Below are 26843 nucleotides of genomic sequence, written 5' to 3'. Positions count from 1 at the left end.
ATGTTTCAAGATTTTTCTCCCCGCGTCCATCAGATTTCCCAGATATCATACGGCGTCACCTGGTACACATAGAAGTTCAGCCAGTTGGTATAGAGCGTGTTTGCCATGTTCCTCCACACAAGCGGTGGCACGGAAAACGGGTCGTCATGCTCATAGTAGTTGTACGGAAGCTTCGGATCCAGCCCTTTGTTGAGATCCCGATGGTATTCATTGTTTAAGGTCATCCTGTCATACTCCGGGTGCCCCTGGAGGAAAATCTGGCGGCCGTCCCGGCTCATGACGAGAAACACGCCGGCCTTTTCAGATTTTGCCAGAATCACAAGCTCCTGATGCTTTTTGATATCTTCCTCCCGCACCTCCGTATAGCGGGAATGAGGGCAGTTGAAATAATCGTCAAAGCTTCTGACGAGCGGCACCCGCTTATCAAGGACACGGTGGCGGTAGATGCCCGAAAGCTTTTCCGCCATCCGGTGCTTCGGGATCCCGTAATGATAGTAGAGCCCCGCCTGGGCGCCCCAGCAAAGGTGCATGGTCGACGTCACATGGGTCTTGCTCCACTCCATGACAGAAGTGAGCTCCTCCCAGTAGTTGACCTCCTCATACTCCATATTTTCCACCGGCGCGCCGGTAATAATCATGCCGTCGAAGCGGCGGTCCCTCACGTCGTCAAAGGTGTTGTAAAACTTGTTCAGGTGGCTGGCAGACGTGTGGGTGGACTCATGGCTCGACATGAGCATGAACGTGCATTCCACCTGGAGCGGCGTGTTGGAAAGGGCTCTGAGGAGCTGCGTCTCCGTGTCCTCTTTTAAGGGCATCAGGTTCAAAATCAAAATTTCCAGCGGGCGGATGTCCTGGCTTAAGGCCCGGGACTCGTCCATGATAAACACGTTTTCACTTTCCAGTATGGCCCTCGCAGGCAGATCGTTCTGTATCTTAATCGGCATATGTTTCTCCTGTCATCTTTAGAAAATCGTCTTCGGAAAGGATCGGGATCCCTAACTCCTTTGCCTTCTTATTTTTCGAGGAAGACGAGGTCACGTCGTTGTTGATGAGGTAATCCGTCTTTTTCGTGACGGAGCCGACGGCCTTCCCGCCCCGGGCCTCGATGTATTCCTGGAGCTCCTTACGGTTGGCAAACCGCTCCACGGAACCGGTAATCACAAAGGTTTTCCCGGCCAAAGTCTGTTCCTTTGTCTCCGCTTCCTCCGGCTCAAAGGTCAGATCTTTAAGGAGATGATCCACAGTCTCATTATTTTTATCCAGCGCAAAATATCCCACCCAGGCGTCGGCCAGGACGCCGCCGATGCCGTCGATGGACACCAGCTCTTCCTTTTCGGCGCGGCGCATGGCATCGAAATCATAGCGGAAGTGCCGGCAGATCATTTTTGCGTTTGCAAGGCCGATCCCGGCAATCCCCAGTCCAAACACAAGCCTTGGAAGCGTCGTGTGGGAGGCTTCCCTGGCCGCGGCAATCAGGTTTTCATAAGACTTTTCCCTAAAGCCCTCCATGGCGATGATGGCATCCCGGTGGCGCTCCAGATGGAAAATATCGTCAAATTCCTTGATGAATCCGGCCGCGATGAACTTTTCCAGTGTCATCTCCGAAAGACCGTCGATATTTAAGGCGTCGCGGCTCACGAACAGACCGAAGCTCTTGATTTTTTTCGCCTGGCAGTCAGGATTCGTGCAGTACAGGGACTTTACGTCGTTCACCTTGCGGATCTCCGTCTCCCCGCCGCAGACCGGACAGATTTTCGGGATGTCCCGGACACCGCTCCTCGTCAGATTTTCAGCGATCTGGGGGATAATCATGTTGGCTTTATAAACCGTGATCCTGTCACTGGCGCCGAGCTCTAACCCCTCCATGATGCTGATGTTGTGGACGCTGGCGCGGCTCACCGTCGTGCCCTCCAGCTCCACCGGCTCGAATACGGCCACGGGGTTAATAAGCCCCGTCCTCGAGGCGCTCCACTCAATATAGGAAAGCGTCGTCTCCTGGAGTTCGTCAGCCCACTTAAAGGCGATGGAATCCCTTGGGAACTTGGCCGTGCGGCCGAGGGATTCCCCATAGGCGATGTCATCATAAAGGAGCACAAGCCCGTCGGAGGGCACGTCGTAATGCTCGATTTTTTCTGCAAAGCCATGAACGGCCGCTTCCACGTTTTCTGCCGTCACTTCCTTAAATTCCACGGTTTCAAAGCCCAGGCTTTTCAGCCACAGGAACTGTTCCCGCCTGGAATTGTGGAAGTCCACGCCGTCGGCCTTCACAAGGGCAAAGGCCATGAAGCGGACGCTCCGCCCGGCCGTGATTTTGCTGTTTAACTGGCGGACGGAGCCGCTGCAAAGATTCCTCGGGTTCTTGTATTTTGCATCCACGTCCTCAATAGTCTCGTTGATCCGCGCAAAATCCGAGTAGGTAATGACAGCCTCGCCGCGCAAGATCAGCTCGCCCCCATACGGGATGGCCGTCGGAAGGTTTACAAAGGTCTTCGCGTTTGCCGTGATGACCTCGCCGATTTCGCCGTTTCCGCGGGTCACTGCCTTCGCAAGCTTCCCGTCCTGGTACGTCAAAACGACGGTGAGCCCGTCCATTTTCCAGGACAAAAGCCCTGTCTGATCCCCAAGCCATTCCTTTAACTCTTCGACGCTCTTCGTCTTGTTGAGCGACAGCATGGGCCTGTCGTGGCGCTCCTTGGGAAGCTCGCTTAAAATCTCATAGCCTACCTTTTGGGTCGGGCTTCCGGAAAACACCGTGCCCGTCTCTTTTTCCAGGCTTAAAAGCTCGTCGTAAAGCTTATCGTATTCCAGATTGCTCATGATCTCCCGGCTTTCCTGGTAGTACGCCCGGGATGCGCCGGAAAGCAGCGTCACAAGCTCCTTCATCCGTCTCATTTTTTCTTCCATACTGCCTGCTCCTTACTTTGCCGTTCTAGTTCCTGCCTCTTTCATGGGAAGGTTCGTGGAGTCCTTCACCGCCTCCATAAGCCCGGAAAGCTCTTCCTTTGTCAGCTCCCGGTACTCCCCTCTCTTTAGGTTTCCCAGTTTGATGTCCATAATCCGCACACGCTTTAAATTCATCACATGGAAATCCAGGGCGCGGCACATGCGCCGGATCTGGCGGTTTAAGCCCTGGGTCAAAACGATGTGAAACGTGTGGGGGCCAGTCTTCCATGCGCGGCAGGGCTTCGTTAAAACGGCCAGGTCGTCAAGCCAGACGCCCTCCTGCATCTTCTTTAGAAATTCTTCCGTCACCGGCCGGTTCACGGCCACGGCGTATTCCTTTTCATGGGCATTCCCGGCGCGCAGGATCTTATTTACAATATCCCCCTGGTTCGTGAGGAGAAGAAGCCCCTCCGAGTCCTTGTCCAGGCGCCCCACCGGGTAGACCCTGACGGGATACTTTAAAAACTCGATGATGTTTTCGGCGCGGTCTTTGTCGGAGGTGGTGCAGACAATCCCCTTCGGCTTATTGACTGCAAGGAAAACCGGCCTGTCCTTTCCCTTCACGGCTTTTCCGTCGCAGACAATCTTCTGGGACGGGCGCACTCGCATGCCCATTTCTGCCACAGCGCCGTCCACAAGCACCTTCCCGGCCTCGATGAGCCTGTCTGCCTCCCTTCTGGAGCAGACTCCAGCGTCGCTTAAGTATTTATTCAGACGAACTGTTTCTTCCAAAATTCCGATTCCTTTCCGGGACATGGCCCGCTTTTCAAAAAACGGGCGGTGCTGAGAGCCCCCAACACCGCCCTGGCGTCTTTGTATCCTTTGTCTTCCGCGGCCTTTTGGCGCGGAACTTCTTACTTATTATAGTGTCTTGCTGCCGGAAAGTCAACCGGATTTCCGGCCGGAAAATGCGGAAGGCGCCGCCTGCCTCTCAGGCGTTGTGGAGATGTTCCATCACAAGCTTTAAGTTTTCCAGCAGGTACCGCTTCTCGTGTTCCCCGCAGATGCTGAGAAGCTTAAAAATCTCCTGCGTCGTCTCGTCGCTCAAGTCGGGCATCGTCTTCACATAGTCGCAGAAAATGGATTCGATTCCGATGTCCAGCACCGCAGCAATTTTTAAAATCCGCTCCACGCTTAACATGCTCTGCCCTGTCTCAAAACGGCTGATGGCACTCCACGAAATCCCCGTGTACTCTGCAAGCTGTTCCTGTGTAATCCCTTTTTTCTTCCTCTCCCTCTGCACATATTTTCCAATGTTATTCCCTGTCTGAGACATTTCGATCATCCCTTTCCTGATATTTTGTCCTAGTTTATCAACCAGATATCAGGATGTGAAATAATCGAAACGCCTATTCACTTTTCTAATATGCAAGTTTGGCAATCATAAAAAATCCCCTGCACAGCCACTCTGAACTGCTTCCCGTCAAGTAGACAATCAAAAAAATATAATTTTTTTCTGCCAGTAGGTATCACCTGCTGGCAGATTTTTACGCTGCCTGTAAATATTTTTCGTGTTTCTCCATTGGTGTTACTATACCAAGCTTCCTCTGCAAACGTCTGTTGTTATAGTAATTGATATATTTCTCTATCATGACCACCAGTGATTCTCTGTCCATAAATCGTTTACCATAATAACGCTCCCGTTTTAGAATTCCCCAGAATCCTTCCATTGGTCCATTATCGATACACTTTGCTACTCTGGACATGCTCTGCATCATCCCTGCTGCTTCAAGTTTTGCATGAAAGGCTCTATTGGTGTATTGAAAGCCTCTGTCACTGTGAAACATTGGATGTGCATCAGGATTATCTTTGACTGCATCATCAAAGGTATCAAACACTAATGCATTACTATTACTGTCTCCAATACGGTAGGATACGATTCTTCGGTCATACAGGTCAAGAATTGCACTTAAATATACCTTGTGCTTTTCATTTCCGATATAGTAATGAAATTCCGTTACATCGGTCAACCACTTTTCATTCGGAGCTTCTGCCGTAAATTCACGATTCAGGATATTTTCGGCTATGTACTGTGGATTTGCAGCCTGTCTTGTACAGCTATCGTTTGCATATTTAATGGTGGATTTGATACCAAGTTTCCGGCAGATGCGCAAAACACGTTTATCATTTACATCAATGTCATGGTAACGCTCCAACTCATCACGGATTCTGCGATAACCCTTATCAGGTGATTCTATGTGGATTTTTTCTATCAGTTCCGCAATTTTTCGGTTTTCCTGTTCATTCTCTGACATTTCATGGTTCAGCCATTTGTAATAAGCCGCCCTTGAAACACCGCCAATCTTACAAAGCTCCTGTATCGGATAATCGTGTTCTTTCTGTTCTTCTTTGACAGCCTGATAGATATGCTCGTGGCGGATCAGGCTCAGCCCCGCCTCCTTTCGATTTCCTCTAATTTTTTTAAGAATGATAACTCCATTTCTGCACGTTGCCGTTTGGCTTTTTCCAGTTTCAACTCCGCTTGAAGCTTTTCCACCTCTGTAAGAGAATCTTCCGATTTTCTTTTGCCGCGGTTATCCTGTAATGCAGGAACTCCGCCTGTTTCGTATTTGATAGTGTAATTTCGTGCCTGCTGATAGGACACCTTAAAGTTTTCTGATGTTTCAGCATAGTTATGGCCATGGGAAATGCAGTAGGATGCAATTTCCACTCTTTCTTCAAACGTTGTTTTTCTTCCTTTGGTCATAAGACTACATCCTCCTGTTCTGGAAGCCTTCAGTTCCTTATGACCATTATACAGCGCAATCCATTGCCTGAGTGTACGAGTACTGGAAATTTTATATTTTTTACAAATATCACGTAGTGAACCAAGACCAGAAAGATACTCTTGTACGGCAATCTCTTTCTCGGCAGAAGTTCTTTTGGTCCATCCTTTGTTGTAAAAGGTTTCTGAACCCATAGACTGATAATTACGAATCCATTCTTCTAAAGTAGTAGGATGAATTCCTTCGCCTGTTGATACAGATGTAATACTATGTTTAGCTTCCAAAATAAGCTTTACCATTCGTAATTTATCTTCAGCAGAATATTTACGCATAAGAAATGCTCCCTCCTTGATAAACAGTTTTATTATTTCAACTGTCTACCTAGAAGGGAGCATATCACTCTGTGATATGCCGTCCAGGGGATTTCTTCCTTATTTAATCCAGTTCGTCCTCGCTCACCAGCTCGTCGTACTCCTCCGTATCCAGAAGCTCGTCAAAGGCATCAGCCACGATCTCGTACTCCTCGTCGCTCACGATGTTCTCCAAATCGGGATTTCCCTCAGCGTCCTCCACGTAGCGGTACAAGTACACTTCGCCGTCCTCGGCTTCTCTTCCGTCTAACGGGAGAAGGGCGATGTACTCCCGGTCGCCTGCTTCAAAAATCGTAAGGACGACGCATTCCAGCTCGGTTCCGTCCTCCAGGGTCAGAGTGACCGTCATTTCCTCGGCATTCTCTTCTGCCTGATTTCCCAGGCCGCCGTTTTTCTTCTCGTTTTCCATACAAAATCCTCTCTTAAATAGTATCCCGCCTCTAAAAAGCCGGGCCGCCCAGGCAGCTTCTGCCTGCTTTGTTCTAGCATATCAATAAACACGCGAAAAATCAATACTCAATTCCCGGCCTTGCAGGGATTCCCGCATCGAAGGGGTGGCGCACCTTGCAAATCTCCGACACATAGTCGGCCGCCGCAAGAAGCGTTTCCGACGGATCCCGCCCCGTGAGCACTACTTCAAGCCCCTCCGGCTTTTTCTCTAAAAAGGAAAGAAGTTCTTCCTCCAAAACCATGCCGTAACGGACAGCCGCCATAATCTCATCAAGGATCAAAAGCCCTGCGTCCTCCGAAAGGCGCACGGCCTCACAGAAAAGCTCCCTGTTATAGGCCGCCGCTTCCCGCTTTTCCGCCTCATTCATGGAAAATACGAAGCCAAAGCTTTTCCTGCACGGGATCACATGGATTCTCGGGATCTGCCGCAGAACGGCCACCTCACCGGAGTCCTCGGTCTTTAAAAATCTGGCGATCACCACCTGCTTCCCGCGCCCGGCAGCCCTCACCGCAAGGCCCACGGCGGCGCTCGTCTTTCCCTTTCCGTCTCCGCAGTAGATGTGAATCAGGCCGCGCGCCTGCTCGTTCCTTTTTTCCATAAAATGTCTCCTTTTCTCCTGTCACGGCTTTCCGCCAGGGCATTCGCCCGCAATGTCACAGCCTCCTGCCAGGGCATTCCCCCCACAAACGCCATGACTTCCCGCCAGGCCATTCGCCCCACAAACGTCACATCTTCCCGCCAGGCTGCCCGTCCCCGCAAATATCACATCTTCCCGCCAAGGCACTCACCCACGAACCGCGACACCTCCTGCGCCCGGTGGTACCGCTCCCTGACTGCCAAAATGTGGAGCCGCTCCTTCGCCCGCGTCAAAGCCACATAAAAGAGCCGCCGCTCCTCCTCGATATCTGCTGGCAGGGAGGCCTTGTGGTGGGGGACGATCCCCTCATTGGCGTCGGCCACGAACACCACCCGGTACTCAAGCCCCTTGGCGCTGTGCATCGTGGACAGGGTGACGCCCTCCTTGGCCGCCTGTTCCCTTGCTCCGCTCTGGCGCTTTAATTCTTCCTCGTAGGCCCTCGCATGTTCCATCCATTCGGCAGCCGTCTGAAATCCCTCGGCGCTCTCCGAAAGCTGGTCGGCCACGGCGGTGAGTTCCGTTACGTCCATGCGCCTGAAATCCGCATAGCTTTTCAGGTATTCGTCGTATCCGACGGTCTTTCGTATGTACTGGATTGCCGCCGACGGCTTTAAGCGGCCGATGGTTCTTAAATCTGCGTCAAAATCCTCAATCCGATCCTCCATCCATTCCCTGTCCTGATAAAAGGAGCGGACGGCATCCAAAGAAACCTCCGGGCTTTCAAAGGCATCGCGGCTGAAATACCGGTTGGGCCGGTTCATGATGCGGAAAAAATCACTCCGCTTCCTGCTCCCGGCGCCGATGGAAAGATAGGCAAAAAAGTCTTTTGCAATCCAGTGGCTGTAAAGGCTTGGAACCACATCCCGCATCTGGAACGGCACGTTGTATTCCATGAGCTTTTCCGCCAAAAGCCCCATGGAAAGGCCGGTGCGGAACAAAACAGCCATGTCTTCATAGGCATAGCCCGCCTGCCTGTAAAGTCTGAGCTCTCTGGCGGCCGCCTCCATCTCCCGGACAGGATTTTCATAGATGCGAAGATCTGCCGGCCGCCCGGCGCCGTGGGACGGCTTAAGCTCCTTGGGGAACCGGACTTTATTATGGCCGATAAGACGCAGGGACGCCGAAACAATCTCTCTTGTCGACCTGTAATTATAGGAAAGCAGCACCCGGGCCGCATCCGGATAGTCCTTTTCAAAGCCCAGCATGATCTCCGGCTTCGCCCCGCGGAAGCGGTAGATGGACTGGTCGTCGTCGCCGACGATAAACAGGTTGTTTTCCGGCAGCGCCAGCATCCGCACAATCTCGTACTGGAGCCGGTTGATATCCTGGAACTCGTCCACCAGGATGTAGCGGTACTTTCTCTGCCACGCCGCAAGGATGTCCTTCCGCTTTGAAAACAGGTCATAGCACATGACGAGCATGTCGTCAAAATCCAGCTTTCCCGTCCGGTGCAGCATCTCCTCGTAGCCCCGGTACAGCTTTTTGAACCACTCTTCCGGGCAGTTCTGGGAGTAATAATAGCGCAGATCCAGCCGCTCCTCCTTCACATGGCTGATTTCACTGATGACAGAGCTTATAAACTCGCCCTCGTCCTCCACCTCCAGGCTGGACTTTGCCAGGAATTCCTTAAAAAAGCCGCGCTTTTCCTCCTCGCCGATCACGCTCCCGGCGGGAAAGCCGTAAGCCAGCCGGAGAATCTGATAAAAAACAGAGTGGAAGGTTCCAAAGCTCACCCTTCCACTTTCCTCTTTTTTCATGGCGGCCCCGGAAGCGAGGGAAAGGAACCTCTCCTTCATCTCCACGGCCGCCGCTTTTGTAAACGTAATGACAAGAATGCCGGAGGGGCTTACGCCCTGCTCCAGCAGTCTCATGATCCTGTGTGTGATGACGGTGGTTTTTCCCGAACCCGGCCCGGCCAGAACCATCATGGGGCCGTCCTTATGGGAAACCGCCGTCTCCTGTTCCTTGTTGAAATTCATTGTATTCCTTTTATGAACGGTTGAAAAGCTGTACCCAGTGATATCCGTATGAGCTGTCCGGATCGTAATAGCATCCGATGGCGCCCTCCGTAAACTGCTCATTTAAGATATTTGCCTTGTGTCCCGAGGAATTCATCCAGCTATTCACGGCTGCTGCCGGTGTCCTCTGGCCAGCGGCAATATTTTCACCCATGGCGCGTCCATCGACGCCCACTTCGTCAAAGACCGTAAAGCAGGAGGAGCCGTCCGGCCTCGTGTGGGAGAACTTCTCCACAATCTCCTCGGCGCGGATATCCACAGCCTCCTGGATCTCATCCCTGTACTCCAGCGGTTCGATGCCGCGCTTAATCCGTTCCTCGTTAATCAGGTCAAAGCATTCCATGGCAAGGTCGTGGTTGATACCCGATTCCAGCGCGCTCTCCTGATCCGGGTAGCGGATCCCGCTCACATCGTTCTTCTCCTCATCCGAGATATCCGAGATTTCCACATATTCCCGGTCTGCCTCTCTGCGGTATTCCGGCCAGTCTTCCTCGTCCACCACGTCAATCACATAATGCTCTTCCTTGTCGATCACATAGTAAACGCCGTCCGACTCCGAATAAACCGTCTTCTCCGCCAGCTCGCCGTCCGAATAGAAATAGTATTCGCCGCCGTCCACGGACTGAAGGCCGGACGCCATGTATCCGTCCTCAAAGAAATAGTATCTCTTGCCGTCAATCCGCTTCCAGCCGGTCACATAGTTTCCTTTGGAATCCGAATATCTCCGGCCGTATTCGTCGTCGTGCCATCCGGCCGCCTGTTTCGTGTCTGCGGCCTGTCCGGAAACCTGCTTCGTCATGACCGCCCCGTTTTCCACCCAGGCGCCGTTTTCGTTGACGGCATAGCCATCCACCGTCGTAGATGCATACATCCAGCCGTTTTCATCGAAGCGGTAGCTTTCTGCCGTCCCATCTCCGTTTCCGTCCAGCCATTCCCAGCCGCCGGCCGGATACGTGCCGTCGTCCCTCTGGTACCACCAGTTCGTCCTGCCGTTTTCGTTGGCCGGCCGGGACGGATCTTCAACCCACTGTCCCGCAAAAGCCGTCTGGCACCACAGTGCCGTAAGAATAGCTGCTGCCGCTGTCACATAAACCCTTTTTTTCATTTGTATGTTCCCCCTTTTTGCCGAAAGGCAGCCCTATGCCAGGGCCGCCTCCAAAAGTGCAATCCCCTTATGGATCCGTGCCAGGGATTCTTCCTTTCCAATCACTTCCATGATCTCCGTGGCGCCGGCCGGCGTCATCTGCTTTCCGGAAACCGCCGTGCGGATCGGCCACATGACGAAACCGGTCTTTACGCCTTCTGCCGTCACATATGCCGACAGCGCCGCGTAAAGGGCATCGTTGGAGAAGTCCTCCTGTGCCTCTAAGATCGGGAGCACATCCTTTAATACTTTAAGGGACGTCTCCTTCGTGGATTTCATCTTCTTGTGGTTATACATCTCCGTATCGTATTCCGGCAGCGTCTCAAAGAAGTCAATCTGCCCCTCGATATCCGGGAATACCTCGATTCTCGTCTTCACCATGGCCGCAATCTTCTTAAGATCCATGGGCTTCGTGATGACCTTTTTCAGATACGGCTCTGCCATCTCATAGAACTTGTCAAAGTCCATGGCCTTCATGTACTCGCTGTTCATCCAGCGAAGCTTCGTCATGTCAAAGACAGCCGGGGACTTGCTCATGTGATGGTAGTCAAACTCCTTTACCAGCTCCTCCAGGGAGAAGATTTCCCGGTTGTCCTCCGGCGACCAGCCGAGAAGCGCCACGTAGTTGACAATGGCCTCGGAAATAAAGCCCTGATCCAGAAGATCCTCGTAGGAGGAATGGCCGCTTCTCTTGCTGAGCTTTTTATGTTCCTCGTTGGTAATGAGCGGGCAGTGGACGTAAACCGGAACCTCCCAGCCGAAGGCATCGTAAAGCCTGTTGTACTTGGGCGAGGAAGACAGGTACTCGTTTCCGCGAACCACATGGGTAATTCCCATCAGGTGATCGTCCACGACGTTTGCAAAGTTGTAGGTGGGATAGCCGTCGGACTTAATGAGCACCATGTCGTCCAGCTCCGCGTTGTCCACGGTGATGTCGCCGTAGATGTCGTCGTGGAACGTAGTCGTCCCCTCCTTCGGGTTGTTCTGGCGGATGACAAAGGGCATGCCGGCCTTTAAGTTGGCCTCCACCTCTTCCTTGGAAAGCCCAAGGCAGTGCTTGTCATAAACCATGATCTCCTCACCGTTTACGGTCTTCTTTAAGGAATCCAGGCGCTCCTGGGTACAGAAGCAGTAATAGGCCTCGCCCTTTTCCACCAGCATCTTGGCGTACTCCATATAAATACCGGCTTTGTGGCGTTCGCTCTGGACATAGGGGCCCACGCCGCCGTCCTTGTCGGGGCCTTCGTCATGGATCAGTCCGGTCTTTGCAAGAGTTCTGTAAATGATCTCCTCGGCGCCCTCAAGCTGGCGCTCCTGATCCGTATCCTCGATGCGAAGAAGGAAATCGCCCCCCTCATGCTTTGCGATCAGGTACGCATACAATGCCGTCCTCAAATTTCCCACATGCATCCTGCCGGTGGGACTCGGCGCAAATCTCGTCCTAACTTTTCCCATACTGTAATTCCTGCCTCTCTGTTTCTCCGGCGCCTGGCCGGTAATTTTTCTTCTATAAATAATAAGAATCGTCTGCTACATGGACGTCATTCCCAAAAGGGTGGTCGCCAGGGTGAAATATACCATTAAACTCAGTGTATCCACAATCGTCGTAATCAGCGGTGCAGCCATGATCGCCGGATCCAGCCGGCACACCTTCGCCCCGATGGGCAGCAGACAGCCGATGGTCTTTGCCATGATGACCGTACAGAAGATGCTTAAAACAACCGTCAGACAGATCATGGTCTGGCCTGGGAACCGAAGCATAAGCTGAAGGAAATTGAAACAGGCCAGCACAACGCCCACCAGGACGCCGACGCGGATTTCCTTCCATAAAACCTTAAGCACATCCATCGGATGAATTTCCCCGACAGCCATACCGCGGATAATCATGGTGCTGCTCTGGCTTCCGGCGTTTCCGCCCGTATCCATGAGCATCGGGATGAATGTCACAAGAAGCGGGATCACCGCGAACGCCGCTTCGTATTTTGCCAGGATATGCCCCGTCACCATGCTGGAAATCATCAGGATCAAAAGCCACGGGATCCTGTTTTTTGCAAGCTGGAGCACGCTCGTCTTTAAATACGGCTTTTCGCTGGGGAGCATGGCCGCCATCTTCTCAAAGTCCTCGGTGGCCTCCTCCTCGATGACCTCCATCACGTCGTCTACGGTAATGATGCCGACGAGACGGTCTTCGCTGTCCACGACGGGAAGGCTCAAAAGCCCGTATTTTCCAAGTGTCTCCGCCGCTTCCTCCTGGTCGTCAGTGGTGACGGCCCGGATGACGTGGTCGTCCATGATATCCTCGATCCGCGTCTCGTAAGGGTTCATCAAAAGATCCTTGACCGTCACGACGCCCTCCAGGCGACGCTTTTCATCCATCACATAGCAGGTGTAGATGGTCTCGGAATCAATGCCGTTTTTGCGGATGTAGGCGAAGGACTGCTCCACCGTCATGTTCTTTTTTAAGCCGATGTACTCGGCCGTCATGATACTTCCGGCGCTGTTTTCCGGATAGTTTAAAAACTGGTTGATTAAATTCCTTGTCTCCGGCCTGGTGTTTTTTAAGACACGCTTCACCACTGTGGCCGGCAGCTCTTCCATCATATCCACGGCATCATCGAGGAACAGATCCTCTACGATCTCAGAAATCTCCTGATCCGTGATGCTGTTGATAATATGGGTCTGGGTCTCCACCGGCAGCTCCGCGAAGACATCGGTCGCCACCTCTTTCGGAAGCATCCGGAACACGACGACGGTCCGTTCTGAATCCAGCTCCTCAATCAGGGCGGCAATATCCACCTCATTGTACTCCAGGAGCTCTTCTTTCAGCTGACGGTACTTTTTTTCGTCAGCCAGCATAAGAAGCCTCTCCAGGTCGTTTCTCTCCATAACTTCGTTGGACATCGTTAATCTCCTCCATTCCTGTTTGATTTTTGGGCATGGAGGCAGAGTGAAACGGGAAAGCCCGTTTAAACTTCCCACTTTTCCCCTCTATGGGGCGATTCTGTTTTAAATGCGATACACATAATGGGTGCCCGTTATGTGTATCTTTGCAGGTTCAGGGTGGGCATCTGCCTCCGTCTTACGACTTCGACCTTCCATTACGCGTTCACATCCTTTCATCTTTGAGGTCTACACCACATTATAAAAAAATTTTACTCAAATGGCAACCTGTTCTTTCATTTTTTGCGAAAAATGGCGCTGGAACCGGAAACAGGCGTCCAAAATTCCGAAGGGGACTGCGCCCTTTACGGACAGCAGCCCCCTTTCCAACCATTTTTCTCTTCCCCGCGCCTTACGGAATTTCCGGAAGCTCATACACGATGTTGCAGTGATAATCTCCATTATACTCGCCCAGCAGGGCCTCCGTAAGATCCGTAGGGGGATTTTTTAAATTCCATCCAAAGGACAGAAGCCTGGCATCCCCCAAAGCCTCCCGGTCTGCCGTAATCGCCGCATCTTCTCCTGCCGCGATGACATTCGTCCAGACCTCAAACGTCTCCTTGCAGTGGTTTATGCTGTACTCACTTGCGTCTTCCTCCAGGGCATAGACGAAGCTTCCGTCTGATTTCAGCCCGGCCACATAATCATTTCCCCGGATCACATGCACAATATCCGTCCAGGAAAGAATCTCCTCCGGATAGGACGGCTCTCCCACAAGGGCCTTCGCCGTAATGGTTCCGTCCTTTTTAAGTCCGATGATTTCTGTATAATCGTCCCGCGACCCGTCCACATAAACCATGGCAATGTCGCTCCAGTCCTCCAGCTCGATTCTGTCGTCGCCGGAAATAAAGACAACGGTTCCGTCCTCCCGGACTGCCGCAATATCATCCCAGAAGACATCGACATATTTGACATTTTCCAGTCCCTCGATTTCTTCCGGCTTGCCGTCCATACTCATGGCCGAGCGATATACCACCGTCCCTTCCTCCGTCACGCCGGCGACAAGCTGTTCATATCCGGCGTTTGTCACATAGAAGCTGTCAAAGTACCGGATGTTATATCTGTCAAAAAAGGACTCGCCGCCGTACCACAGCTTCCCTTCCGAATCCAGGATCAGCTCTGTCTCCGGGTAATGCGCAAGCTGGATCTGCCGGATTTCACTTCCCGCAGTTCCTTCTGCCGCCAGCTTTGCATACCGCCAGAAGCCGTCATTCGCCACATTGGGCGCCGCATAGAGGGTCGTGCCTTCCGCGTAAAACGAATAGTACCCCTTATTGCTTACGGAAGAAAAACGCATCTGGTTTGCGATGGACTCCTCAATGGTCAGGCTGACCGTCCCGGCCTTTTCCTTTTCAGTGGCTTCTGTTTCCTTTTCCTCGGTCTCCCCGTCTCCTGCCGTTTCTCCTTTCGTCTCTGTGCTGGTGTTTCCCTGTGTGCTGTCACTGGCACTCGACGAGCAGGCCGAAAGCGCCAGAGATGCCGCAAGAAACGTCATGAGTACACATGCTCTCTTTTTCATATTCCTTTCTCCTGTCACCGATATGTCTGAAAATGTCCCGCATCCGAAAGGATTTGTCCGCCGCTCACGTCGGCATTCCGGATGGTAATCGTACCGCCGTTATCGTTTCTGTAAATTGCGAAGTCGGCCTCTCTCCTCTCAAGCGTCCAGCGGACGTTCCCGTCGGAATACATGAGGTTGGGGAGCGCGTCAATGCCTTTCTTGCCATCTCCATCCTGACGGACTTCTTTTGGGGAACCGCCCTCGTTTAAGGATGAGAACCAGAAGTAGGCAATCACCAGGCCGATGATCGCCGCAATCAGGTAGACGATCTTGTTTAAAATCCAGCTCACGGCGCCGAAGAACAAAAGGCCGGCAAGCCAGATCGCTCCGTGGATACCCAGGGCGATGCCGAGGCGCTTTTTATCCGCATACTTTCCGCCCTGGCGGCTGATTGTCATGAGCACGCCAATGACCGTGAGGATAACGCCGATCACCGTAAAGAGCGTCACGCCTCCGTCCTTCGAGCTTATGACATTCACGTACCACTGGCGGAGAAACATACCAATTGATGTCAAAACATAAGGCAGCATTTCCTATCTTCCTCCTTTGTCTTACCGGAAGAACCCGAACAGGCCCTTTTTCTTCTTTTCCGGCTCCTTTGCGGCCGCCGCCTGCACCGGCGCCCCGTTCCTTAAGCCGTTTGCAAAGTCCATAAACGATTTGCAGGCTTCCACGGCAGGAGCCTGTCCCTGGGGATAGTCCTCGGAAAGATTCGGGAACTCACCGGCCCTCAGGCGGTTTTCCATGATTTTCCCGTACTTTTTCTCCATCTTCCCGTACTCCTCCCGCACATCGGCAAAGTCTTCGGGATAAGATTTTTTCTGATCGGCGTTAAGCCCGGCGCTTAACTCCCTCGCCCGATCCATATGCCATTTTGCGTTCACAAACATGGCCTGGTTTTTCTTTCCGCAGTCGGCGAGACACATGGACGCCCGGAAATACTCGGCCATGGCGCCGTATCCCGCCTGCTCCATCCGGCCGTAAATCCGCGCCGCCTGGAGCCGCCAGAGCTGCTGCGCCGCAGTATCCCTTTTGCCGGACATCACGGAAAGGCCCAGGTTCAGGAAATTCTGCTCATCCGGATCCTTTGTGTTTATCTTTTTCACCTCGCCGTTTAAGCTCATGGCGTACATCATATCCGCCGCCCGGCCGAAGCTCTGCCAGTCCGCATCGTCTAAAGCGTCCGGCGCTTCTATCGCCGTCTTTTCGTAGAGCGCCATGGCCGCGATATACAGGGAAACGGCCTGGTTATTGTTCTCGCCGTATGCCTTAACATTTAAGGTACCTGCCGCCTCGTTCCGGAAGCCGTCGGCCAAAAGCTTATAGCTTCCCGCAAGGGACGCGGTTCCGCTCCAGTTCCCCATGTCGGATGCCTTTAAAAAGGCCTTCGCCGCCTCCGTCTCATTTCCGTTCAGGCGGAGAAGATAGCCGTACTGGAGCCAGCCCTCCGAATCATCCGGCACACGGCGCACATACTTCTCAATCCGCTTTAACGCCTCTTTCCGATCCTCGCCCACACATTCGCCGAGGAAATAGAAGAGACTCATGTAATAACCGGCGGCGTCCTTATCGAGCTTTTCCAGCTCCAGCGTCTTTTCGTACGCTTCCTTCGTCCTGTCGGCGTCCATCAACGCCCCGATTTCCGCCGCCCGGCGCTTCCTTTCTTCCTCATCCATCTTCGGTTTCCCAAAAAACATAATCTTTTTCCTCCTTATCTATGTTTCTAAATTAGCTCTCCCATTCAAAAACCGGATACCCGTCCGGCCCGGCCTTCCAGGAATCCAGGGTCAGCCCGTATTTTTCCGCACAGTCCTCCGGCAGACCGGAAAAGCTTTCCGCAAAGGCGTTTAACTTCTCAAGGACTTCGCCGCCGGTGAGCGCCTCCTTCGAGACGGAATGCGTGGTGTCCTGCTCTCCGCCCTTCCTGCTGAAATAATATCCCACAGCCGTATCCTCCTGATAAAACACAGACTCCATCTCGGCCATGTCCTTCCAGTAGCTTAAGCCGCCGGCATTCTCCGATAACGCGCCGGCCGAGTAGCAGTTATACATCCTCTGCTCGCATTCCCCATAGGTGACGGCAGTCCCTGCAATACCGGCCGCTCCCGACATTCCGTTGTTCTGGCTGGAAACGGTTCCCAGGTTATAGCAGTTTATGGTCACGCAGTTCATGCCCAGGTCGATGCCCATGGCATTGCTGCCCGCCGAAACACTCCCGCGGTTAAAGCAGTTGACGGCCACGCTCTTTTTCTTCACATCGCCTTCGACCCTCGCCACACCGACTGCCATGTTTTCTCCGGTTATGGTTCCCGTGTTGTAACAGCGGTCCATGACAGCCTCGACTACGCCGTTCGAAACGCCGGACGCAATACCGTCGCTTGTCACGGTTCCCGTATTGTAGCAGCCCGTCATGACGGCGTCCGACCGAACCCCGCCGATGACTCCCGTCGCCTCAAAGACTGCCGTCACGGTTCCCGTGTTGTAGCAGTCCGTGATGGTACCGTCAGAGATTCCGAGGGCAACGCCGTATGCTCTTCCCTGTTTTCCTTCCGCCAGGACTTCTCCCTCGTTGTAACAGCCGGAAATTTCTCCGCCGTAACAGTCTCCAACCACGCCGCATGCGTGGTTTTCGCCCTGTACGGTTCCCCGGTTATAGCAGTTTTTCACAACGCTTTCCTCCGTGCAGGTGCCGATCAGGCCGTAGGCATCTCTTCCTTTTACAGATGTTTCCGAGGCATAGCAGTTTTCGATGATGCCTCCGTTTTCAAGCACTAAAACCGCCGCCTGATCGTTGGAATCCAAAAAGGCGTCCTCGATCCCCAGATCCTTTATGATTCCCGTATAGCCAAGCTTTAAGAACAATGCCGCGTAGTCCGCGCCCTCTCCTTCCATATAAAGCCCGCGGATCACATGGCCGGCGCCGTCAAAGACGCCGTTATAGGAGCCGCCGAAATGTCCGTCCTCCGATGCGATGGGAACCCAGTTCCCGATGCCCTCGCCGCAGACCGAAGAGAGGTCGATGTCAGCCGTCAGAACGGCGTCAATCGCCTGTTCCCCGGCGTTTACCCGGTCGCGGAATTCGGAAAGCTCCTCTGCCGTCCCGATTTCAATAACCGCCTGGTTATCACCCTTCATGGGGTCTTCGTCTTCCTTCCCCTGTAAGGCCGCCGCCAGCTCGGATACGCCGCTTTTTTCTGTTTCCTTTGCCTCCCTCTGCTCGGTGTCCGTCGTCTTCCCGCCGCATGCAGAAAGAGAGAGGACTGCCGCCGTAGCTGCCGCAGCCATGCAGAGCTTCATCACACTTTTTTTCATCATTTTCCCTTTTCCTCCTTCGGCCGCGCTACTGAGCAAGAAGTGCGTCTAACTCCGCCGCCTGGTCGTAGGTATATTCCTTTCCTTTATATGTAAAGACCGCGTCCTTGTTCATGGCAAAGATGTAATCCTCCGTGGTCTCTCCCTTGTAGTATTTCACGCCGTCCGGCAGGGAAACCCGCTTCAGATTGCAGAATCCGAAGGCCGTAGAGCCAAGCTCCTGAAGGGAATCCGGAAGGTCAATCTCCTCCAGGCTCTCGCACCCGTTAAAGGCGCTCTGGCCGATGGTTTCAAGCCCGTTTCCGAACTCCACCTTTTCAAGCTCATAGCATGCGCCGAAGGCCAACCGTTCAATCTCCTTTACGCTGTCCGGTATTTTTACGCTTTTTATGGTCTGGATATATTCAAAGGCATTGCTTGCAATAATTTCCGTCCCCTCACGCACGGTTACGTCCGCCTCCAGAGCACCGGCCAGCCCGAACATGGCCGTATTGGGCGAATAGCTGCTGCAAAAATCGACGGTATAGACGATCCCCGCCTCTTCTTCCAGGACGCCGTTTCCTTCCGCAATCTCAAACTCCGCCAGGGACGGGCAGTTTAAAAACGAGTTGCTCTCGATCCACCCCAGGTTTTCCGGAAGCTTTACCGTCTTGAGGTTCGTACAGTCCGCAAAGGCGCACTGGCCGATGTTTCCTATCTGCGTGCCGGAAAGATCCACGGTTTCAAGATTCATACAGCCGCGGAAGGCGTCCGTGGCAATCCTGCCTTGCAGGTTCTCCCCGAACACCACCTCGGTGAGGGAGACGCAGTCTATGAATGCCCCGGCGTCCATATCCCCGCCAATACCGCTTATGGTACCTGCAAGCTCCGCCCGGCGGAGCGCCGTACAGTTTTTAAACATCGACTTATCGAGAGAGGCAAGGTTCGCCCCCACATAGACCTCCTCAAGCGCCTTGCAGTTTCTGAAGGAGCCGGATTCCATGCGAACCACCGTCTCCGGGATATACAGATACGTGATCGTTTCATTTCCGTTAAACACATCCTTGCCGATGGCAATCGACTTCGAACCGCCAAGGCTCTCCGGGATCTTTACCTGTCCGCCGCTTCCCTGATAGCCGGTAATGGTGGCAATGGTATCCGTGAGTTCATAAATAAAATCCTCTTCCGCACTCTCTGCCACGGATGCCGGATCTACCGGCACGTATTCCGGGAGCTTTTCTTCCTCTGCCTTTGTTTCGCTTTCTTCTTCGCCGGCTTCTGCGGCACCGCCGCTTTTTTCCTCTCCGGCCTTTTGATCGGAAGAAGTGTTCCCGGCCTCCGCCGCTGTTCCCTCTGTTCCGCCGGAACAGCCCGTCACGGCTCCCGCCGCCAGCATTACTGCAAGGCCTGCTGCCGCCATTTGCTTTCTTCCGCCATACAACCAACTTTTCCTCATACTTTTCGTCCGCCTTTCCTGCAAAAATTCCGTATTGTGGATGATTTGCCAATAATTCGCATTACTAATACGATAAATTATACACCTTATAATGGGTTCAAGTCAACACCACCATTACTTAAACTACTGTTAGGAGGTGGAGTCAAATTGCAGGAGAAAAAAGAAATCAACATCGAAATCGGCGCAAGAATCAAAGCAGAACGTGAAAAAGCCGGCCTGACCCAGGAGCGCTTTTCCGAGCTGATCGGCCTCGGAACCAAGAGCGTCTCTGCGTTTGAGAGGGGGACCGTCGGGATTTCCTTTGCAACCTTAAAGAAAATCTGCCAGGTTCTGTCGGTTTCCAGCGACGCAATTCTGTTCGGCAAGAAAAACGAGGAACAGAACCAGGCGTCGGATCTGGCCGCCCGCTTAGAACGGCTTTCTCCCGAGGAATATGAAATCGCAAAGGATGTCATTTTTAAGCTGTTTGAGGCGTTTTCCTTAAATAAATAATGCCGGTTAGACGGCCCCATCTGATGCTGAACCTAAAAAAACGGCCGTCAGGCGAAGCCTGTTTTTCCGCCCGCCTGACAGCCGTCATTTCCTTATTGTTTTTTCTTCCATTTTTCTATGTAGCGTTCCCGGATTTGTTCTAATTCTTTCATCACCTCCTTTTCCGTTTTCCCTTCTTCTGTCGCCAGCCGGTACTCCTGACTGGCCAGCAGGTTCTCCAAAAGCTCCGAAAACAGCTCCTTCGGAGTCCTGCACAGGGCCGCTTCAAAGCTGCTGTCGTATGGTTCCTCATAAAACAGCCGCACATACCCCCACCTCGTCTTGACGATTTCAATACAGGATTCCTGTTCCAGATACTCCCGGAAAATTTCCATTACCTGTGCCCCTGTAAGCATCATAATACCTCCTTCCAGTTCCGGTGTGACTCCATTTTATCCCGATTCCGACAGCTTTTGCAAGGTCAGGGCGCCCTTCCCCTTGCATCTTATTTTTTATTCCGCTAAAGTTTACAAAAGAGCGCAAAAAATGCGAGGAATAAAAATGCTCCATGTATTAAGATGGCTTTTGAGGAGGGAATCATATGGAATGGCTTAAAAATCTGAACAATGCCGTGGCCTACATTGAACGCAGCCTTGACAAAGAGATCTCCTGGGAGGAGGCGGCCCGCGCCGCGTGCTGCTCCCCGTCCTATTTTCAGCGCATGTTTTCCTATGCGGCCGGCGTTTCCTTATCCGAATACATCCGCCGGCGCAGGATGTCCCAGGCCGCCTTCGAGCTCCAGCGGACGGACGCCAGGGTGCTGGACATCGCCTTAAAGTACGGCTACGCTTCTCCAACTGCCTTCAACAGGGCTTTTCAGAGTGTCCACGGCATCAGCCCCGCTGCCGCAAGAAGCTCCGGCTGCACGCTGTGCGCCTATCCGCCGTTTAAATTTTCCGTAACCATCACCGGCGGCTGTCCCATGGCTTATCACATAGAAGAAAAGGACGCCATGCGCTTTGTGGGAATCCGCACGAACCTGGCCGGAAACATGAAAGAAAACCAGCAGATCATCCCCGCCTTCTGGAAACAGGCACAAGAAGGTACACAGCTTTCCGCCGTCCGGCGCCTGGCTTCCGGCAGGCCGGAGGGGCTCTTCGGCATAAGCGTCTGTGAAAGCCCCGGCTCTCCGTTTTATCTCATTGCTGCCGCCTCCGGCCAAAATCCGCCTGGGGGCATGGAGGCGGTTGAAATCCCTGCGGCCTCCTGGGCTGTCTTTGAGCTGGACGGTATGTTTAAGGAAGCTGTCCAGGACATTTTCCGGCGTTTTTTCACGGAATGGCTGCCCTTTTCCGGCTACGAATACGCAGGCCTGCCGGATCTGGAGATATATCCGCTCGAAAGGCCCGAACCGCCCTGCGGCCGTTCCGAGGTGTGGTTTGCCGTCCGAAATGGAAAGGAGATGACATAAGACATGGATGCCATACTGGCAGAAAATGTGAACAAAAAGTATAAAAACGGAACCCAGGCGCTCTCCGGCCTGAGCCTTTCCGTTCAAAGCGGGGAAATCTTTTCCCTGCTCGGGCCGAACGGGGCCGGGAAATCCACGCTGATCCGCATCCTGACAACATACCTGCGTCCGGATTCCGGGGACATCACCATGCTTGGAAAGGATTTAAAAAGCAGCGGAAGGGAAATCCGCGCCCAGATCGCCTGCGCCGCACAGCAGCCGTCCATCGACAGCCACATGTCACTGGAAGAGAACATGCTTTTCCAGGCACGGCTGTACGGCGTCCCAAAAGCCGATGCGGCCGGCCGCATGGAACGCCTGACTGCGGAATTCGGCCTGGCTCCATACAGGAAAAAGCCCGTGTCCGCCTTCTCCGGCGGCGTAAAAAGGCGGCTGGATATCGCCCTCAGCCTGATATCCGGCCCTAAACTCCTCTTTTTAGACGAGCCCACGGCCGGCATGGATCCGCCCTCCCGCGCGGCAATGTGGGATATGCTGAAGAAAATACGCGCTGACCTGGGGACGACTATCTTTCTTACGACCCACTATTTAGAGGAAGCCGATCATTTAAGCGACCATATCTGCATCATGGACAAGGGAAAAGAGCTTGTCTCGGGAACTGCCGCATCTCTCCGCTCCCTGCTCCGCCAGGATACGGTTTCCGTCCGCTTCCCCTCTCCCGCCGGTGCCGCCGCCTGCCTTCCTCTGCTTAAAGCACGCCTGCCGGAAAGGCACGTGGCCCAATGCGGCGCCTCCATCTCCGTCCGCACCGAAACCCCGCAGGCCGATCTGGAAATGATGGCTGCCTTTCTGTCCGGCAGCCGCATCCCCTTCCATGGCATCGAGCTGGTGCAGCCTGGCCTGGAGGATATCTTTTTCATGCTCACAAAGCCGAAAGGAGGGATTTCCGTATGAGCCTGTTTCCCCTTCTCAGGCGGAACATCAAATGGCGGTTCTGCAATGCCTTTACCATTGTCATCACCGTCCTTCAGCCCCTTCTCTGGCTGGTTCTTTACGGCCTCGCCGCCGGCCGGATCATGGGGCGCGCCGGAATTTCCGACTACACGGCCTTTCTCCTGCCTGGGCTTGCCATGCTTGTGAGCTTTTCTGCCTCCAGCAGCAGCGGGATCATGAATTACATGATGCGGGCTGACGGGAGCTTTTACCGGATCCTGATTTCCCCGGTAAGCCGGAGCGCCATTGTGCTCGGACAGCTTTTGGAAGCCGTGCTCTGCACCTTCTTTGAAGTCGGGATTCTCGCCATTGCCGGGCTTCTCCTCTCGGTACGGCCGGCCTTTCACGCAGGCGGATTTTTCCTGGTGCTTCTCCTTTTGTTTCTGATGTCGTTTTTTGCTGCCGGCCTTTCCTACGGCTTCAGTCTCCTGCTTCCCGACGCGGCCGTCTACGAGATCGTCATGAATGCCGTTGTGCTGCCCGTTTTTTTCCTGAGCTCCGCCCTGTTTCCGGCTGAGGACGCAGCCGGGATCCCAGGCTTTTTCATTCGGCTGAATCCCTTCACCCGCGTCATCGACGTGCTCCGCTCCCTGATGCTGTCCGGCACCGCAGAGCCGTCTGCGCTTCTCTCCGTCCTCGTTCTCTTTGCCGTTTTATGCGGGGCCGCCTTTTTATGGGCCGTGTCCCGCCTGAAAAAAATGGCCGGGCCCTGATATTTCTCAGGACCCGGCTTTTCCATTTTTGGTTTAACGGTTCAGAATTTCCATGAATTCCTCTCCGGTAATCGTTTCCTTTTCCAGAAGGTATGCCGCCAGCTCATTTAGCTTCGCCGCATTGTCCTTCAAAATCCCCATGGCCTTTTCGTACTGGGCCTTAATAATCCGCACCACCTCATCGTCGATGGCCTTGGCCGTCTCCGGCGAACATGCTAAGGACGCGTCGCCGCCGAGATACTGGTTGTTCACGGTCTCAAGCGCCACCATGCCGAACTGATCGCTCATGCCGTATCTGGTAATCATGGCGCGGGCTAACTTTGTGGCCTGCTCGATGTCGTTGGAGGCACCCGTCGTGATGGAATGGAACATGAATTCCTCGGCCGCCCGGCCGCCGGTTAAGGTGGCGATCTTATTTAACGCCTCTTCCTTGCTCATTAAGAACCGCTCCCCGGACTCCACCTGCATCGTGTATCCAAGGGCGCCTGACGTCCTGGGGATAATCGTAATTTTATGGACAGGGGCCGAATGGCTCTGGCAGGCGGCCACCAGCGCATGGCCGATTTCATGGTAGGCCACAATCCGCTTCTCATTCTCGGAAACGGCCGCATCCTTTCTCTGGTACCCGGCGATAACCGTCTCGACGCTTTCCTCCAGGTCTGCCTGGCAGACGACGCGCCTTCCAAAACGCACGGCACGGAGAGCCGCCTCGTTTACAATGTTTGCCAGCTCTGCGCCGCTGGCGCCGGAGGTGGCGCGGGCGATGGCGTTAAAGTTCACCGTATCGTCCATTTTCACGTTTCTTGCATGTACCTTCAAAATCGCCTCGCGGCCCTTTAAATCCGGGAGCTCCACCGGGATCCGCCTGTCAAACCGGCCGGGACGAAGGAGCGCCTGGTCGAGAGATTCCGGCCGGTTGGTGGCTGCCAGAATCACGACTCCCTTTTTCCCGTCGAAGCCGTCCATCTCCGTCAGAAGCTGGTTTAAGGTCTGTTCCCTCTCGTCGTTTCCGCTCATGCCGCTGCCGTCGCGCTTCTTTCCGATGGTATCAATCTCGTCGATGAACACGATGCACGGCGCCTTTTCCGTGGCCTGCTTAAACAGGTCTCTGACCTTCGCGGCGCCCATTCCCACGAACATCTCCACAAACTCCGAGCCGGAGATGGAAAAGAACGGGACATGCGCCTCACCGGCCACAGCCCTTGCAAGCAGGGTCTTGCCGGTTCCGGGCGGGCCCACAAGCAGGGCGCCCTTCGGCAGCGTCGCGCCGATGTCGGCATATTTTTTCGGGTCATGGAGGAAGTCCACGATCTCCTTTAACGCCTCCTTGGCCTCTTCCTGCCCGGCCACGTCGGCAAAGGTCTTTCCAGTCTCATTTTCCGCATAAATTTTCGCATTGGATTTCCCAAAGGTCATGGCGTTCCCGCCCATGCGCTTCGACATCATTCTGGCAAAAATCTGGCCGATGGCAACCATGATAATAATCGGAAGGATCCACTGGGTGATGATCGTCATGATGGCGGATTCCTCCCGCGGAATCACCTTTCCGAACTGCACGCCAGCATCGTAAAGCCGGCTCGTCAGTCCCTCGTCCTCCCAGAGGCCTGTCTTGTAAACCTGATCACGGCCCTGTTCATCCTTTACAAGGAAGAGGTACTCATCATCGTCCTTCTGCACCATTGCCACTTTCCCGGCATCCACCATGGAGAGGAAATCGTTGTAGCCCACTTCCGTCACCTGGGTCCTCATCATGGACGGGAAGACCATCCCGTTTAAAATCAGGGTAATGAGGAAAATCCCGATCATATAATAGAGAAGTGGTTTAAAGCTGTTGTTGTTTTCCGGCTGCTTTCCGCCGTTTTTTGTTCCCATACTGATTCTCCTTTTTTGTCTGCGGCCGCCGCAGGTCAGGAAGCTGGCTCCCAAAAGGCCCTTTCACCTCCCGTTTCCTGCTGTGCCTCCGTATGGTGACACCCTGTCACCTCACGTAGCATATGGTATCGCGGTTCCTGCGGAAAGTCAAGGAACTTTATGGAAGTTTCTCAAATTTTCTTTTTATTTTATACATTTCACAGTATGGACAAAAACTGCCAAAACATCCCTGTGCGAAAAAAATCCTTGACAAATTATCTCCCCCGTATTAAGATGACATTACAATTTCATAGAAAACCGATGAGAAAGAGGAGTACATTTTCATGGCTGTCTTTCCAGAGAGCCGCAGGCGGTGGGATTGCGGTAGGGCACGGAAAATGGAATGGACTTTCGAGGGCAGTCCTGAAAGGATGCGAGTATGGACTGACGGCAACCGCAGCCGTTATCTTCGCGGCATATATGTTGGTATATGGAAAGAGGACTGAAAATGTCAATTTGAGTGGCACCGCGGATGAAAATTCGTCTCAAGCATAAACTGGAAACAGGAATGCTTGGGACTTTTTATTTTGTAAAAACCGCGTAAGTCCCCCTCTTCCTCCAAATCCGGCAGAAAAATTTAAAACCACAGGAGGAACAAAACATGAAAAAATCGATCAAAGCTCTCGTACTCACGACACTCGCCGCAGCCATCTTAGCAGGCTGTTCATCCAAAGAGGCTTCCGAGCCCACAACGGCCGCTTCCATCGTGACCGCGCCGGAATCCGACGCAGAAAAGACGGCGGAAACAGAGGCCGAAACCGCCTCTCAGGCGGAAACGGAAGGCAAAGAAACTGCCGAAGCCGTCTCCGGCTCCTACACCATCGGAATCGGCCAGTACGCCGAACACGGTTCCCTCGACAACTGCCGTGAGGGATTCATCGCAGGCCTGGCAGAGGAAGGCTTCATAGAAGGGGAAAACTTAACAATCCTGGAAGAAAATGCCCAGGCTGACTCCGGCCTTGCCGCCCAGATCGTCAACAACTTTGCAGGGCAGAACGCCGACATGATCTGCGCCATCGCAACGCCCATCGCCCAGAGCGCATACAGCGTCGGCCGCAAATATGACATCCCGGTCATCTACACGGCCGTCACCGATCCCGTCGCCGCAGAGCTTGCAAATGCAGACGGCAGTCCGGTCGGCGAGGTGACAGGAACCAGCGACAAGCTTCCGGTAGAACAGCAGTTGGAAATGATCCGAAAAATTCTTTCCGATGCAACAAAAATCGGCATTATGTACACCACCAACGAAGTAAACTCCGCCTCCACCCTGGCGGAATACAAGGAGCTGGCTCCGGAATACGGCTTTGAGATCGTCGAAGGCGGCGTCTCCTCCGCAGCCGACATCCCCCTTGCCACTGACAGCATCCTCGAAGAGGTGGACTGCTTAAACAACTTAACCGACAACAACGTCGTCTCCTCCCTGCCGCTCATCCTCTCCAAGGCTAACGCCAAAGGGATCCCGGTGTTCGGAAGCGAAATCGAGCAGGTACGGATCGGCTGTCTGGCATCTATGGGACTTGACTATGTGGAGCTTGGAAAGCAGACGGGACACATGGCCGCAAAGGTCTTAAAAGGTGAGGCGAAAGCCAGCGAAATGAACTACGAAGTCATCACGGAAGCCGCCTTCTACGGCAACACGGCAGCCGCCGAAGCCCTCGGCATCACCCTTCCTGAAGAACTGACCGGCAAAGCGGCAGAGCTCTTCACCGAGCTTCCGTAAGTCTTTGGAACGAAATCAACTGTTTG

Annotated in this window: 24 protein-coding genes and 1 other annotated feature; of the genes, 5 read left to right on the top strand and 19 right to left on the bottom strand. The window is 53.6% G+C overall.

The genetic code is table 11. The annotated features are described in order from the left end of the window. Positions 1–29: 29 nt before the first annotated feature. The 17 genes from metA to KE531_13535 all read right to left on the bottom strand — a co-directional run bounded on the left by metA (position 30) and on the right by KE531_13535 (position 19538). Positions 30–944 carry a homoserine O-succinyltransferase gene (gene metA, locus KE531_13615; GenBank protein MBR9954628.1) on the bottom strand — a complete coding sequence of 305 codons (915 nt, stop codon included), beginning with the start codon at positions 942–944 and terminating at the stop codon, positions 30–32. Then, positions 934–2904: an NAD-dependent DNA ligase LigA gene (gene ligA, locus KE531_13610; GenBank protein MBR9954627.1), complete on the bottom strand. Its 1971-nt coding sequence runs from the start codon at positions 2902–2904 to the stop codon at positions 934–936. Before ligA ends, metA begins: the two co-directional genes overlap by 11 nt. A gap of 12 nt (positions 2905–2916) precedes the next feature. Further along, positions 2917–3699 (bottom strand): pseudouridine synthase, encoded by a 783-nt coding sequence (locus tag KE531_13605; GenBank protein MBR9954626.1) that lies wholly within the window; start codon positions 3697–3699, stop codon positions 2917–2919. Between the two features lie 175 nt (positions 3700–3874). After that, positions 3875–4219, bottom strand: a complete 345-nt coding sequence (locus KE531_13600; GenBank protein MBR9954625.1) for a helix-turn-helix transcriptional regulator — start codon at positions 4217–4219, stop codon at positions 3875–3877. 211 nt (positions 4220–4430) lie between these two features. After that, positions 4431–5360: an IS3 family transposase gene (locus tag KE531_13595; GenBank protein ID MBR9954624.1), complete on the bottom strand. Its 930-nt coding sequence runs from the start codon at positions 5358–5360 to the stop codon at positions 4431–4433. Then, positions 5330–6001 (bottom strand): transposase, encoded by a 672-nt coding sequence (locus KE531_13590; GenBank protein ID MBR9954623.1) that lies wholly within the window; start codon positions 5999–6001, stop codon positions 5330–5332. The genes KE531_13595 and KE531_13590 overlap by 31 nt, the downstream gene beginning before the upstream one ends. A gap of 103 nt (positions 6002–6104) precedes the next feature. Continuing rightward, positions 6105–6449: a DUF1292 domain-containing protein gene (locus tag KE531_13585; GenBank protein ID MBR9954622.1), complete on the bottom strand. Its 345-nt coding sequence runs from the start codon at positions 6447–6449 to the stop codon at positions 6105–6107. Between the two features lie 100 nt (positions 6450–6549). Beyond that, positions 6550–7089, bottom strand: a complete 540-nt coding sequence (locus KE531_13580; protein ID MBR9954621.1) for a cob(I)yrinic acid a,c-diamide adenosyltransferase — start codon at positions 7087–7089, stop codon at positions 6550–6552. Between the two features lie 164 nt (positions 7090–7253). Then, positions 7254–9107 carry an ATP-dependent helicase gene (locus KE531_13575; GenBank protein MBR9954620.1) on the bottom strand — a complete coding sequence of 618 codons (1854 nt, stop codon included), beginning with the start codon at positions 9105–9107 and terminating at the stop codon, positions 7254–7256. 10 nt (positions 9108–9117) lie between these two features. Beyond that, a complete protein-coding gene (locus KE531_13570; GenBank protein MBR9954619.1) occupies positions 9118–10251 on the bottom strand; it encodes a hypothetical protein in 1134 nt (377 codons plus the stop codon). Positions 10252–10284: 33 nt separating this feature from the next. Further along, positions 10285–11745, bottom strand: a complete 1461-nt coding sequence (locus tag KE531_13565; GenBank protein ID MBR9954618.1) for a glutamate--tRNA ligase — start codon at positions 11743–11745, stop codon at positions 10285–10287. A gap of 75 nt (positions 11746–11820) precedes the next feature. After that, positions 11821–13176 (bottom strand): magnesium transporter, encoded by a 1356-nt coding sequence (mgtE, locus tag KE531_13560; GenBank protein ID MBR9954617.1) that lies wholly within the window; start codon positions 13174–13176, stop codon positions 11821–11823. Between the two features lie 406 nt (positions 13177–13582). Then, positions 13583–14749: a hypothetical protein gene (locus KE531_13555; protein ID MBR9954616.1), complete on the bottom strand. Its 1167-nt coding sequence runs from the start codon at positions 14747–14749 to the stop codon at positions 13583–13585. 14 nt (positions 14750–14763) lie between these two features. Next, the gene (locus KE531_13550; protein MBR9954615.1) at positions 14764–15321 is read right to left on the bottom strand and encodes a hypothetical protein; all 558 of its coding nucleotides are present in this window, start codon (positions 15319–15321) and stop codon (positions 14764–14766) included. A gap of 21 nt (positions 15322–15342) precedes the next feature. Further along, positions 15343–16488: a hypothetical protein gene (locus KE531_13545; protein ID MBR9954614.1), complete on the bottom strand. Its 1146-nt coding sequence runs from the start codon at positions 16486–16488 to the stop codon at positions 15343–15345. A gap of 31 nt (positions 16489–16519) precedes the next feature. Continuing rightward, positions 16520–18106 carry a hypothetical protein gene (locus tag KE531_13540; GenBank protein MBR9954613.1) on the bottom strand — a complete coding sequence of 529 codons (1587 nt, stop codon included), beginning with the start codon at positions 18104–18106 and terminating at the stop codon, positions 16520–16522. A 25-nt stretch (positions 18107–18131) separates the two neighbouring features. Next, positions 18132–19538, bottom strand: a complete 1407-nt coding sequence (locus tag KE531_13535; protein MBR9954612.1) for a leucine-rich repeat domain-containing protein — start codon at positions 19536–19538, stop codon at positions 18132–18134. 147 nt (positions 19539–19685) lie between these two features. Here KE531_13535 and KE531_13530 point away from each other — a divergent pair, with 147 nt between their 5' ends. After that, positions 19686–20030: a helix-turn-helix transcriptional regulator gene (locus tag KE531_13530; GenBank protein ID MBR9954611.1), complete on the top strand. Its 345-nt coding sequence runs from the start codon at positions 19686–19688 to the stop codon at positions 20028–20030. A 92-nt stretch (positions 20031–20122) separates the two neighbouring features. Here the strand turns inward: KE531_13530 and KE531_13525 are convergent, their stop codons facing one another. Beyond that, positions 20123–20428 (bottom strand): hypothetical protein, encoded by a 306-nt coding sequence (locus KE531_13525; protein ID MBR9954610.1) that lies wholly within the window; start codon positions 20426–20428, stop codon positions 20123–20125. Between the two features lie 182 nt (positions 20429–20610). Between KE531_13525 and KE531_13520 the strand changes: the two genes are divergently transcribed. The 3 genes from KE531_13520 to KE531_13510 are packed head-to-tail and all read left to right on the top strand — an operon-like array spanning position 20611 to position 23186. Then, positions 20611–21480: an AraC family transcriptional regulator gene (locus KE531_13520; protein MBR9954609.1), complete on the top strand. Its 870-nt coding sequence runs from the start codon at positions 20611–20613 to the stop codon at positions 21478–21480. A gap of 3 nt (positions 21481–21483) precedes the next feature. After that, on the top strand, positions 21484–22434 hold the full coding sequence (locus KE531_13515) for an ABC transporter ATP-binding protein (protein MBR9954608.1): 951 nt from the start codon (positions 21484–21486) through the stop codon (positions 22432–22434). Beyond that, on the top strand, positions 22431–23186 hold the full coding sequence (locus KE531_13510; protein ID MBR9954607.1) for an ABC transporter permease: 756 nt from the start codon (positions 22431–22433) through the stop codon (positions 23184–23186). The genes KE531_13515 and KE531_13510 overlap by 4 nt, the downstream gene beginning before the upstream one ends. Positions 23187–23219: 33 nt before the next feature. Here the strand turns inward: KE531_13510 and ftsH are convergent, their stop codons facing one another. Then, a complete protein-coding gene (gene ftsH, locus KE531_13505) occupies positions 23220–25058 on the bottom strand; it encodes an ATP-dependent zinc metalloprotease FtsH (protein MBR9954606.1) in 1839 nt (612 codons plus the stop codon). A gap of 291 nt (positions 25059–25349) precedes the next feature. Continuing rightward, positions 25350–25588 (top strand) — a binding site (T-box leader). 110 nt (positions 25589–25698) lie between these two features. Here ftsH and KE531_13500 point away from each other — a divergent pair. Beyond that, positions 25699–26817 carry an ABC transporter substrate-binding protein gene (locus KE531_13500; protein ID MBR9954605.1) on the top strand — a complete coding sequence of 373 codons (1119 nt, stop codon included), beginning with the start codon at positions 25699–25701 and terminating at the stop codon, positions 26815–26817. Positions 26818–26843 lie beyond the last annotated feature (26 nt).

It is taken from the genome of Eubacteriaceae bacterium Marseille-Q4139 (assembly GCA_018223415.1).
GTDB lineage: Bacteria > Bacillota > Clostridia > Lachnospirales > Lachnospiraceae > CABSIM01.
Note: the sequence above shows the minus strand (reverse complement) of the source record. Positions and strands in the feature narration are given on the sequence as shown.

Excerpts from the sequence above, each read along its gene's own strand:
- KE531_13580 (MBR9954621.1), bottom strand. The coding sequence starts at position 7,089 with ATGGAAAAAAGGAACGAGCAGGCGCGCGGCCTGATTCACATCTACTGC.
- KE531_13555 (MBR9954616.1), bottom strand. The coding sequence starts at position 14,749 with ATGAAAAAGAGAGCATGTGTACTCATGACGTTTCTTGCGGCATCTCTG.
- KE531_13605 (MBR9954626.1), bottom strand. The coding sequence starts at position 3,699 with ATGTCCCGGAAAGGAATCGGAATTTTGGAAGAAACAGTTCGTCTGAAT.
- KE531_13585 (MBR9954622.1), bottom strand. The coding sequence starts at position 6,449 with ATGGAAAACGAGAAGAAAAACGGCGGCCTGGGAAATCAGGCAGAAGAG.
- KE531_13540 (MBR9954613.1), bottom strand. The coding sequence starts at position 18,106 with ATGATGAAAAAAAGTGTGATGAAGCTCTGCATGGCTGCGGCAGCTACG.
- KE531_13570 (MBR9954619.1), bottom strand. The coding sequence starts at position 10,251 with ATGAAAAAAAGGGTTTATGTGACAGCGGCAGCAGCTATTCTTACGGCA.
- mgtE (MBR9954617.1), bottom strand. The coding sequence starts at position 13,176 with ATGGAGAGAAACGACCTGGAGAGGCTTCTTATGCTGGCTGACGAAAAA.
- KE531_13500 (MBR9954605.1), top strand. The coding sequence starts at position 25,699 with ATGAAAAAATCGATCAAAGCTCTCGTACTCACGACACTCGCCGCAGCC.
- ligA (MBR9954627.1), bottom strand. The coding sequence starts at position 2,904 with ATGGAAGAAAAAATGAGACGGATGAAGGAGCTTGTGACGCTGCTTTCC.
- KE531_13600 (MBR9954625.1), bottom strand. The coding sequence starts at position 4,219 with ATGTCTCAGACAGGGAATAACATTGGAAAATATGTGCAGAGGGAGAGG.
- KE531_13520 (MBR9954609.1), top strand. The coding sequence starts at position 20,611 with ATGGAATGGCTTAAAAATCTGAACAATGCCGTGGCCTACATTGAACGC.
- KE531_13565 (MBR9954618.1), bottom strand. The coding sequence starts at position 11,745 with ATGGGAAAAGTTAGGACGAGATTTGCGCCGAGTCCCACCGGCAGGATG.
- KE531_13575 (MBR9954620.1), bottom strand. The coding sequence starts at position 9,107 with ATGAATTTCAACAAGGAACAGGAGACGGCGGTTTCCCATAAGGACGGC.
- KE531_13535 (MBR9954612.1), bottom strand. The coding sequence starts at position 19,538 with ATGAGGAAAAGTTGGTTGTATGGCGGAAGAAAGCAAATGGCGGCAGCA.
- KE531_13525 (MBR9954610.1), bottom strand. The coding sequence starts at position 20,428 with ATGATGCTTACAGGGGCACAGGTAATGGAAATTTTCCGGGAGTATCTG.
- metA (MBR9954628.1), bottom strand. The coding sequence starts at position 944 with ATGCCGATTAAGATACAGAACGATCTGCCTGCGAGGGCCATACTGGAA.
- ftsH (MBR9954606.1), bottom strand. The coding sequence starts at position 25,058 with ATGGGAACAAAAAACGGCGGAAAGCAGCCGGAAAACAACAACAGCTTT.
- KE531_13590 (MBR9954623.1), bottom strand. The coding sequence starts at position 6,001 with ATGCGTAAATATTCTGCTGAAGATAAATTACGAATGGTAAAGCTTATT.
- KE531_13545 (MBR9954614.1), bottom strand. The coding sequence starts at position 16,488 with ATGTTTTTTGGGAAACCGAAGATGGATGAGGAAGAAAGGAAGCGCCGG.
- KE531_13510 (MBR9954607.1), top strand. The coding sequence starts at position 22,431 with ATGAGCCTGTTTCCCCTTCTCAGGCGGAACATCAAATGGCGGTTCTGC.
- KE531_13550 (MBR9954615.1), bottom strand. The coding sequence starts at position 15,321 with ATGCTGCCTTATGTTTTGACATCAATTGGTATGTTTCTCCGCCAGTGG.
- KE531_13515 (MBR9954608.1), top strand. The coding sequence starts at position 21,484 with ATGGATGCCATACTGGCAGAAAATGTGAACAAAAAGTATAAAAACGGA.